This is a genomic window from Lysobacter sp. CFH 32150 (assembly GCF_022758295.1).
Classification (GTDB): domain Bacteria; phylum Pseudomonadota; class Gammaproteobacteria; order Xanthomonadales; family Xanthomonadaceae; genus CFH-32150.
The window spans coordinates 461,340-471,830 of record NZ_JALDWJ010000002.1; the positions used below are offsets into that span (position 1 = coordinate 461,340).

The 10,491-nt window shown below is 66.3% G+C and carries 7 protein-coding genes; 4 read left to right on the top strand and 3 right to left on the bottom strand.

The window, feature by feature from the left end:
* The first annotated feature begins 5 nt into the window (after positions 1–5).
* Complete coding sequence (locus MO486_RS05595; RefSeq protein WP_345779197.1) at positions 6–905, top strand: DMT family transporter; 900 nt, start codon at positions 6–8, stop codon at positions 903–905.
* Here MO486_RS05595 and MO486_RS05600 read toward each other — a convergent pair whose 3' ends face one another.
* A complete protein-coding gene (locus MO486_RS05600; RefSeq protein WP_242905177.1) occupies positions 906–1,631 on the bottom strand; it encodes a phosphatase PAP2 family protein in 726 nt (241 codons plus the stop codon).
* A complete protein-coding gene (gene ispG, locus MO486_RS05605; protein WP_242905178.1) occupies positions 1,631–2,911 on the bottom strand; it encodes a flavodoxin-dependent (E)-4-hydroxy-3-methylbut-2-enyl-diphosphate synthase in 1,281 nt (426 codons plus the stop codon). The genes MO486_RS05600 and ispG overlap by 1 nt, the downstream gene beginning before the upstream one ends.
* Positions 2,912–2,933: 22 nt before the next feature.
* Between ispG and xseA the strand changes: the two genes are divergently transcribed.
* The 3 genes from xseA to MO486_RS05620 all read left to right on the top strand — a co-directional run bounded on the left by xseA (position 2,934) and on the right by MO486_RS05620 (position 7,671).
* Positions 2,934–4,289: an exodeoxyribonuclease VII large subunit gene (gene xseA, locus MO486_RS05610; RefSeq protein WP_242905180.1), complete on the top strand. Its 1,356-nt coding sequence runs from the start codon at positions 2,934–2,936 to the stop codon at positions 4,287–4,289.
* Positions 4,290–4,440: 151 nt separating this feature from the next.
* On the top strand, positions 4,441–5,874 hold the full coding sequence (locus MO486_RS05615; RefSeq protein WP_242905182.1) for an aldehyde dehydrogenase family protein: 1,434 nt from the start codon (positions 4,441–4,443) through the stop codon (positions 5,872–5,874).
* A 54-nt stretch (positions 5,875–5,928) separates the two neighbouring features.
* Positions 5,929–7,671: a VWA domain-containing protein gene (locus tag MO486_RS05620; protein WP_242905184.1), complete on the top strand. Its 1,743-nt coding sequence runs from the start codon at positions 5,929–5,931 to the stop codon at positions 7,669–7,671.
* Positions 7,672–7,746: 75 nt separating this feature from the next.
* Here MO486_RS05620 and MO486_RS05625 read toward each other — a convergent pair whose 3' ends face one another.
* A complete protein-coding gene (locus MO486_RS05625; protein WP_242905186.1) occupies positions 7,747–10,344 on the bottom strand; it encodes an EAL domain-containing protein in 2,598 nt (865 codons plus the stop codon).
* Positions 10,345–10,491 lie beyond the last annotated feature (147 nt).

Sequence of the window (10,491 nt, forward strand, 5' to 3'; positions counted from 1 at the left end):
AGTGCGTGAATAGCCACACCCGCGCCGCGCTGCTGATGCTTGGTGGCACCATCCTGTTCGCACTGATGGCCGTCGCGGTCCGACTCGCTTCCAGCTCGCTTCACACCTTCGAAGTCGCGTTCTTCCGCAACTTCTTCGGCCTGATCGCAACCTTGCCGCTGCTCATCCGGCATGGTCCGGAGCTGTTGAAGACCGATCGCCTGCCGCGTTATGTGTTCCGCAGCGTGATCGGCGTGCTCGGCATGTTCTGCGGCTTCTGGGCGATCGGCAACCTGCCGCTGGCGCAGGCGATCGCACTGTCGTATTCGACGCCGCTGTTCGTCACCGTCGCTGCGGTGTGGTGGCTGGGCGAGCAGGTGCGTGCGCGGCGCTGGATCGCCGTCACCATCGGCTTCGTCGGGATGCTGGTGATCGTGCGGCCGGGTACGGAAGGCTTCACGACCGGCAGCCTGGTCGCGGTGCTGGCCGCCGTGTTGAGCGCGGCCGTCGCGATCCAGATCAAGCAGCTCTCCAGCACCGAACCCGCCGATCGCATCGTGTTGTGGACCACGTTGCTGTGGGTGCCGATGTCGCTGGGGCCAGCGCTGTTCGTGTGGGAATGGCCGAGCGGGATCGCATGGTTGTGGGTGATCGCCAGTGGCGTGCTCGGCACCAGTGCCCATCTGCTGTGGACGCGCGCGATCAAGCTCGGCGATGTCTCCGCGCTCACCCCGATCAGCTTCGTCCAACTGGTGGTGGTGGCGCTGTTCGGCTACCTGCTGTTCGACGAGCGGCTCGACCGTTGGACCGTCATCGGTGCCGTGATCATCTTCGCCGCGAATGCCTACATCGCCCACCGCGAGGCGCAGCTCGCGCGCCGCGACGCCAGCGAAGCGCCGGTCGCCGCAGCCAAGCCCGGCGAGTAGTCACTCAGCCTGTGCGTGTCGCCACGGCCGCAAACTGCCGCGGAACACCAGCAGATAGATGCCGACCGCCCATACCGAGGCCGCGGCCCAGCCGGCGACGATGTCGGACGGGTAATGCACGCCGAGGTAGACGCGCGACAGTCCGACCAGCAGCGTGAACATCGCCGCGGCGAGCGTCACCAGCAAACGCCATCGGGTGTGCCAGCACAGCAACACCACGACCCAGGCGAGCGTCATCGAGCCCATGGCGTGGCCGCTGGGAAAGCTGAAAGTGGTTTCCGGCGCGATCGATTCCCACAGGCTCGGCCGTGCCCGCGCAAAGGAAGGCTTCGCTGCGAGGTTCAACAACGCCGAACCGATGATGGCGACACCGGCGAACAAGCCTTCGCGCATGCGGCGCCTGATCGCCAGGCCCAGCACCAGCAGCGCGTCGAACGGCACCACGCCATACTGGTAGCCTAGTGCGGACAACAGCACGAACGCCTGGTCGAAGCCATCCCGGGCCAGTGCGTGCGCAAATCGCAGGATCGGCTCATCGAACGGGAATGCCTCTGCCTCGCGCACTTCGTCGGCGAGTTCGGCGAAAGCCCACAGCGGCAGCAGCAGGCCGATGAACAGCAGCAGCAACCGCCAGCGGTACTTGCGCAGGAACGCAGCGCCGAAACGCGCCTCGGCGCGGACGGCAGCGGCAGGATCAGCCTGCTTCGAAGCAGCCGGGTTCGACATCAGCCGGCTTCGACGGGCCGGTCGTACTTGCGCTCGACGTAATCGTCGATGATCGCGACGAATTCGCGAGCGATGTTCTCGCCGCGCAACGTCACCTTCTTCTCTCCGTCGATGAATACCGGCGCCGCCGGTGCTTCGCCGGTGCCGGGCAGCGAGATGCCGATGTTGGCGTGACGCGATTCGCCCGGACCGTTGACCACGCAACCCATCACCGCCAGCGTGAGGTTTTCCGCGCCGGGGTGCTTGATTTTCCACTCCGGCATCTTGGCGCGGACATGCTCTTGAACAGTCTTCGCCAATTCCTGGAAGAACTCGGAGGTGGTGCGGCCGCAACCCGGACAGGCGGTGACCATCGGAGTGAACGCACGCAGGCCCATCGTCTGCAGCAATTCCTGCGCGACCACGACTTCGTGCGTGCGCGGCGCACCGGGCTCCGGCGTCAGCGAGATACGAATGGTGTCGCCGATGCCTTGCTGCAACAGCACGCCGAGCGCTGCACAGGAAGCGACGATGCCCTTGCTGCCGATGCCGGCTTCGGTCAGGCCGAGATGCAGGGCGAAATCCGAACGCGTGGCGAGGTCGCGGTACACCGAGATCAGTTCCTGCACGCCGCTGACCTTGCACGACAGCACGATGCGATCGGCGGGTAAACCGATTTCGAGCGCACGATGTGCAGAATCGAGCGCGGAGCGGATCAGCGCTTCGCGCAGCACGCGCGCTGCCTCCCACGGCTCTGCGCGCAAATGGTTCTCGTCCATCAGCTGCGTCGCCAATGCCTGATCGAGCGAGCCCCAATTGGCGCCGATACGCACCGGTTTGCCGTACTTGATCGCGAACTCAATCAGCTGTGCGAACTGGAGGTCCTTCTTCTTGCCGAAGCCAACGTTGCCGGGATTGATCCGGTATTTCGCCAGCGCTTCGGCGCAGGCCGGTTCGTTCGCCAGCAACTGGTGGCCGTTGTAGTGGAAGTCGCCGATGATCGGCACCTCCACACCCATCATCAGCAGGCGGTCAACGATCTTCGGCACTGCGCTTGCGGCTTCCGGCGTGTTGACCGTGATCCGCACCATTTCGGAACCCGCACGCCACAGCTCGGCGACCTGCTTGGTGGTCGCGGCGACATCGGCGGTGTCGGTGTTGGTCATCGACTGCACCACGACGGGCGCATCGCCGCCGACCACGACATTGCCGATGCGCACCTGGCGCGTCGCGCGGCGCGGTGCGGGTCCGAACCTGTCTTCAGGAATCAGGCTGGCGCAGGGAAGTTCGTGCTTGGTCATGCGCATAGTTTAGTCTGGCGCGGTGCCGACCGATGCCGCCTACACACCCCCGCAGCGGGACATCCTGACCCCCAGCCAGCTGAACACGCTGGCGCGCGACCTGCTGGAAGGCGCCTTCCCGCTGGTCTGGGTCGAAGGCGAACTCGGCAACCTGACGCGGCCGGGCTCCGGCCACCTGTACTTCACCCTCAAGGACGCGCGTGCGCAGGTGCGGTGCGCGCTGTTCAAGCCGAAGAGCCAGTGGCTGAATTTCGTGCCGCGCGAGGGCCTGCGCGTGCTCGCGCGCGGCCGGCTGACCTTGTACGAAGCGCGCGGCGATTGCCAGCTGGTGCTGGATTCGCTGGAGGAAGCCGGCGAAGGTGCGCTGCGGCGCGCGTTCGAAGAATTAAAGGCCAGGTTGACCGCGGAAGGTCTGTTCGAGACCGCACGCAAGCGACCACTGCCAGCGTACGTACGCCGGCTCGGTGTGCTGACCTCGCCCAGCGGTGCGGCGGTGCGCGACGTGCTCAGCGTGCTGGCGCGGCGCTTCCCGCTCGTCGACGTCGACGTGTTGCCGGTACCGGTGCAAGGCGCGACCGCTGCGGCGCAGATCGCGAGGATGCTGCAACGCGCGATACGTTCTGGTCGCTACGACGCGCTGCTACTTGCGCGTGGCGGTGGTTCGCTGGAGGACCTGTGGGCGTTCAACGACGAAGCGCTGGTGCGTGCGATCGCTGCGGCGCCGATGCCGGTGGTTTCGGCCATCGGGCACGAAACCGACTTCAGCCTCAGCGATTTCGCCGCCGACCTGCGCGCGCCGACGCCGTCGGTGGCGGCCGAGCTGCTGGTGCCGCATCGCGACGACCTGCGCCGTCGCCTGCGCGCGCTCGATACGCGCCTGGTAAACCTGCAAACGCAGCGATTGCGACAGGCGATGCAACGCGCCGATCGCGCGGCATTGCGATTGCAGGCCATGCGGCCGCGTGCACGACTGGACCTGTTGTGCCGGCGCCAGGCCGAAGCGTTGCGCCGCCTGACTGCGGCGTGGCGGCAGCGACTCCTGCGCGAACGCGCACGCCTGCGCCATGCCGACGCGGTGCTGCGTGCGACGCACCCGCAACGCCGGCTGGCGCGCCTGCGCGAGCGCCTTGCCGGCGTGTCGGCGCGCCCGCAGGCGGCGATCGCGTGGCGCCTGCAACACGACGCGCTGCATCTGCGCGGCTTGGCGCGCTCGCTCGAGGCGGTGAGTCCGCTGGCGACGGTGGCGCGTGGTTACAGCATCCTGCAGCACGCGGATGGCCGCATCGTGCGCAGCGTTGAACAAGCTGCGATTGGCGATGCACTTGACGCGCGCGTGAGCGATGGCCACTTGCGCGTACGGGTAGAAGGCAAGTCGTAGTTTTTGTAGGAGCGGCTTACAGCCGCGAGCTTTTCGACATCGGCAGCTAGAGCTCGCGGCTGTAAGCCGTTCCTACACAGGGATGCCGCGATCACAAGGCGATGCCGCGATTTAACATCACATGGAGGACGCTATGGCAAAGGAGCCTGCAATGCTGAACAAGCGCTACCCCTACTACCTCGCCAACAAACCGGTCGCGGCCAATACCGACCTCGAGGTACTGGACAAGTATTCCGGCAAGCGCGCCACCCGCGTGGCCTTCGCCGATGCGGCCACCGTGCGCAAGGCGATCGTGGCAGCGTACAAGGCGCGCGAAGCCATGGCGGCATTCACCCCGGACGCGCGTCGCGACGTGCTCGAACACTGCGTGCGCCGCTTCACCGAGCGCCAGGAAGAACTGGCCCTGGCGCTGTGCATCGAAGCCGGCAAACCAATCAAGGATGCGCGCGGCGAAGTCACCCGGTTGATCGACACGTTCCGCATCGCGGCCGGCGAAGCCACCCGCATCGACGGCGAGATCATCGAGCTGCAGATCTCCAAACGCACGCGCGGCTACCGCGGCATGGTCAAGCGCGTGCCGATCGGCGCCTGCGCCTTCATTACCCCATTCAATTTCCCGCTCAACCTGGTGGCGCACAAGGTCGCGCCGGCACTCGCCGCTGGTTGTCCGTTCGTGCTGAAACCGGCGGAGCGCACGCCGATCGGTGCATTGATCATCGGCGAAGTGCTGGCCGAAACCGACCTGCCGAAGGGCGCGTTCTCCATCCTGCCCTGCTCCAACGAAGACGCCGGCCTGCTGGTCGAGGACGAGCGCATCGCATTGCTGAGCTTCACCGGCGGCCTGATCGGCTGGGACCTGAAGGCTCGCGCCGGGCGCAAGAAAGTCACGCTGGAACTCGGCGGCAACGCCGCGTGCATCATCGATGCCGATCCGGGCGCGCCGCTCGACCACGTGGTCGAACGCCTGGTGTTCGGCGCCTATTACCAGAGCGGCCAGAGCTGCATCAGCGTGCAGCGCATCTACGCGCACGCTGATATCTACGACAAGCTACGCAAGAAACTGAAGGCCGCAGTCGGCAAGCTGCGCATGGGCGATCCGCGCGATGAGAACGTGTTCATCGGCCCCGTGATCGACGAAGCCTCCGCCAGGCGCATCGAGCAGTGGATCGCCGATGCGGTCAAGGGCGGCGCGAAGCAGATCGCCGGCGGCAAGCGCGCCGGCAACATGCTGCCGGCAGCGTTGCTGGAAAACGTGCCGCGTACCTGCGATCTCTACCGCAAGGAAGCCTTCGGCCCAGTCGCAACGCTGGAAGCGTTCGACGATTTCGACGACGTCATCGCGCGCGCCAACGACAGCGACTTCGGCCTCCAGGCCGGCGTGTTCACCGGCAACCTCACACACGCGATGCGCGCCTGGGACCGGCTCGATGTCGGCGGCGTGATCGTCGGCGACGTCCCCAGCTTCCGCGTCGACAACATGCCCTATGGCGGCGTGAAGCATTCCGGCCTGGGCCGTGAAGGCGTCCGTTATGCGATCGAGGATATGACCGAGCAACGGCTGCTGGTGATCCGAGACTCCGCGTAACCCCATCGGCACAGGCGGTGCGTTCCCCCTCCCGTCCACCACGGGAGATGCCCCATGCCACGCCATGCCCAGACCAGCACGACCCAGACCACCGCAGTCCTCGCCACCGCCCTGCTCTGCGCGCTCGCGCTGGGCGGCTGCAGCACTACGAAGGAAACTGTCGCCAGCGCCAATGAGGAAGCCGATCCGTCTGCGATCGCATCCGGAATCGCGCCTGCGGAACCAGCCGTCATGGACATGGCGGCAGCACAGTTCGCAACCCCGCCACCTCCCGCACAGATGAAAATGGCCGCGCCGGCCTCGATGGGCTACGCGCGCGCGCGCCAGGCCAACGACGGCTACCAGCAGCCCGCCAACACCGAGAAATACGCGCAGCACGACGACAACCCGGTCCATCGCGCCAGCGAGCAGCCGGTATCGACCTTTTCCATCGATGTCGATACCGGCAGCTACGCCAACGTGCGCCGGATGCTGCGCGACGGCACGCGCCCACCCGCGGATGCCGTGCGTGCCGAGGAGTTCATCAACTACTTTGATTACGGCCACCCCGCGCCGGTGACGAAGGACGTGCCGTTCCGGGTCACGACCGAGCTCGCGCCGGCGCCATGGAACGCGAAACGCCAGCTGCTGATGATCGGGATCAAGGGTTATGACGTGCCGAAGGCGACGCTGCCGCCGTCGAACCTGGTGTTCCTGATCGACACTTCGGGCTCGATGGATTCACCCGACAAGTTGCCGCTGCTCAAGCAGTCCTTCGCCCAACTGGTGCCGCAGCTGCGCGCGCAAGACCGGGTGTCAATCGTCGTCTATGCCGGCAGCGCGGGATTGGTGCTGTCGCCGACGCCGGGCGATCAGCATGAAACGATCCTCGCCGCGCTCGACCGGCTCGCCGCCGGTGGCAGCACCAACGGCGGCGACGGCATCCGCCTCGCCTACGCGATGGCGAAGCAGGCCTACGTGAAGAATGGCGTCAACCGTGTGATCCTCGCCACCGACGGCGATTTCAACGTCGGCACCATCGACCAGGGCGCACTGGAAACGCTGGTATCCGACCAGCGCAAGAGCGGCGTCGCGTTGACCACGCTCGGCTTCGGCCAGGGCAACTACAACGATGCGCTGGCGGAGAAGCTGGCCGATGTCGGCGACGGCAACCATGCGTACATCGATACCTTGCAGGAAGGCCGCAAGGTGCTGGTCGAGGAAATGCAGTCGACGCTGCTGACCATCGCCCGCGACGTCAAGATCCAGATCGAATTCAATCCTGCCGCGGTCGCCGAATATCGTCTGATCGGCTACGAAAACCGGGTACTGCAGCGCGAGGACTTCGCCAACGACAAGGTCGATGCCGGCGACATCGGTGCAGGCCACGAAGTGACGGCCCTGTACGAAATCACTCCGGTCGGTTCCGGCGCACGACGCCTGCCGCCGCTGCGTTACGGCAACGGCAAATCCGTCGCGACGATTGCCAGGACCGGCGAACTCGCCCACCTGCGCCTGCGTTACAAGCGCCCTGGCGAAGACGCGAGCCGTCTGATCGAGACCCCGATCCAGCGCACGCAGCTGCGCGCCCAGCCGAGCGCCACGTTGCGCTTCGCCGCGGCCGTGGCCGCTTTCGCCGATGCGCTGCGTGGCGGCACGCACCTGGAAGGCTGGAACTGGAATGAGATTGCCGCTGCTGCGGGCAGCGCCGATAACGATCGATGGGGCCTGCGTGCAGAACTGCGCGAGCTCATCGCAAAGGCACGGCAAACCACGGCAGCCGATGGCGATGCAGCGGTGACGACGATTGCCGAGTAGGTGCGGGCCGAGTAGGTGCGGGCCGAGCAGGTTCTGCAAACAACGTCGGGTGGGCACTCCACCCGACAAAGTCGGTCAATCGAACTGCGTCAGCGCCGCCGGCCGGCCGAACAGGAAGCCCTGGCCATACACGCAACCGAGTTGCACCAGTGCATCACGCTGCGCTTCGGTTTCGACGCCTTCTGCGATGGTCTCGATGCCCAGTGTCACGGCAAGCGCAAGGATCGCGCGGATCACCGCCACGCTTTCAGGCTGCGATCCGCCGAGGCCGGCGATGAAGCTGCGATCGATCTTCAGGCATTCGATCGGGAAATGGTGCAGGTACGACAACGCCGAGAAACCGGTGCCGAAATCGTCGAGTTGCGCCAGCACACCCTGCTGGCGCAGCACGCGCAGGGTGCGCAGCGCGCGCGGGGCGTCGTCGAGCAGGGCGACTTCAGTGATCTCGATGCGCAATCGCGCCGGATCCATGCCTTCGGCTTCGAGCAAGCCGAGCAGGCGATCGGCGAAATCGGCGGAACGGAAATGCCGCGGCGAAACGTTGATCGAGACGTAGCCGGTGTCGCGACGCGCCATGTCGGAGATCACCCGTGCATAGAGTAGCCAGTCGACCTGCTCGATCAGGCCGCTGTCCTCGCCGACGTTGATGAACTCGCCCGGCGCGAGCAAACCGCGGCGCTCGTGGCGCCACCGCAGCAACGCCTCATGGCCGACGACGGTGCCATCAGTGATGTGGATGATCGGCTGGTAGTGGGGCTCGAATGCGTCGTTGTTGATCGCGCGGCGCAGGTCGGCCTCGAGGTCGAGGATGCGCGTGGCTTCCTCGCGCATCACTTCGTCGAACACGATGCAACGATCGCGGCCGGCCCCTTTGGCGCGATACATCGCCGCGTCGGCATCGCGCAACATTTCCTCGCCGCTGCGGTAACGCGGCAGCCATAGCGCGATACCGATGCTGGCGGTCGGGAACAATTCGCGTCCGGCCACCCACACCGGTGCACCGAGGGCGCCCAGGATGCGGTTGGCGAGCTCCTCGGCCATCGGCAGGCCATCGATCGATTCGACCAGGATGGCGAATTCGTCGCCGCCGAGTCGGGCCACCATGTCTTCGGAGCGCACCGTGGCCACGATGCGGCGCCCCGTCTCGATCAGCAATTCGTCGCCAACGGCGTGGCCGACGCTGTCGTTGACCAGCTTGAAGCGGTCGAGATCGAGGAACAGCACAGCAAACGTCTTCTTCTCGCCGCCGTGGCGCGCACGCGCGATCGCTGCGCCGAGGCGTTCGAGCAACTGGCTGCGATTGGGCAGTCCGGTCAGGGCGTCGTGCTGGGCCTGGTGGGTGAGGCGGCGTTCGGCGCGCACGCGTTCGCCGATCTGCGACAGCAGCTCGTCGTTCGCGGCGGCAAGTTCGCGGGTACGTTCCTCGACCCGCCGCTCGAGTTCGACATGGGCGCCCTTGAGCCGTTCCTGCGCCTGTTTGCGCGCCAGGCCACTGCCGATGTGGTACGCGACGAAGGTCAACAGTTCCTGGTCGCGCTTGCTGAAGGTGATGGCCGGCGAGTAGCTCTGCACGGTGATCACGCCCACCACGGCTTCTTCGCGGAGCAGTGGGACGCCCAACCAGGAGTTGGAGCGCGTGCCGATGATTTGCACCTCGCCTTCCGCTGCGAGCGCCTCGATCCGGGCCCGGTCGGCCAACAGGGGCTTGCCGGTGCGAAGGACGTATTCGGTCAGGCCGTGGCCGACCTTGCGCGGCACGCGCTTTGCGTCGCGCTCGTCGACGGAATAGGCGAACTCGATCATGTCGCTCTCGCCTGCGAGCAGCGCGATGTAGAAATTCCGCGCGTACAGCAGGTCGCCGACGATGTCGTGGACCTCCGCGTAGAAACGCTCGAGGCTTTCGCTGGTGATCGACAGTTCCGCGATCCGGAACAACGCGCGCTGCAAACGCTCGGCGCGCTGGCGTTCGACGATCTCCGCTTGCAGTTCCCGGTTCGCCTGCTGCAATTCGCGTGTGCGTTCCTCGACGCGTTGCTCGAGTTCGGCGCGCGCGTGCTTGCGGTCGAGCGCGGTGAGGATGTGCTGGGCGACATAAGCCAGCAGCGCGCGATCCTCGTCGCTGTAGCCGACCTGGCGGTTGTAACTCTGCACCACGATCGCGCCGCAAACCCTGCCGTCGCGGTGCATCGGCACGCCGAGCCAGTCCTCGCTGTCCGGGCCGTGGCTGGAGTCGCGCGGCACGCCGAGCGTCTCGCGGATTACCTCGGACGGCCCGCGCAGCGGTGCGCCGTGATGCAGCAGCGCGATGGTCAGGCTGTTGGGCAGCTCATCTTCGGGGATCTCATGCTCGGGATCGGCGACGTAGGGGTCACTGCTGTCGGCGAAGTACAGGAAGCGCACGCTGCGGCGCTCGCTGTCGTACTGGACGATGTAGCAGTTCTCGGCATACATCAGCCCGCCGACCACGGCGTGGATACGGCGCAGCATGTCCTGCATCTCGAGGTCGGAACCGGCGAGGTCCGCGATCTCGAACAACGCCTGCTGCAAACGCTCGGATTTCTGCAGCGAAGCGATGCGCGCTTGTGCGGCCGCCAGCGCCGAACCAGCGGAATCCGCCGTTGGCGTGTCGGTGCCTGCCTCTCCGAGGCTGCGCGCGGATGCCTTACCCCTCATATCGGCAGGATAACGTGGTTTGGTGTCCTGCTCCGGCAACCCCACCCCCTCGATCCGACCGTTGGTAAGGACATGCTCCTCTGCCAACCCTACCCGATGGCCGGTCCCGGCTTCCCGCCGCCCGCGCCAGCCCTTACCCTGCTCGGC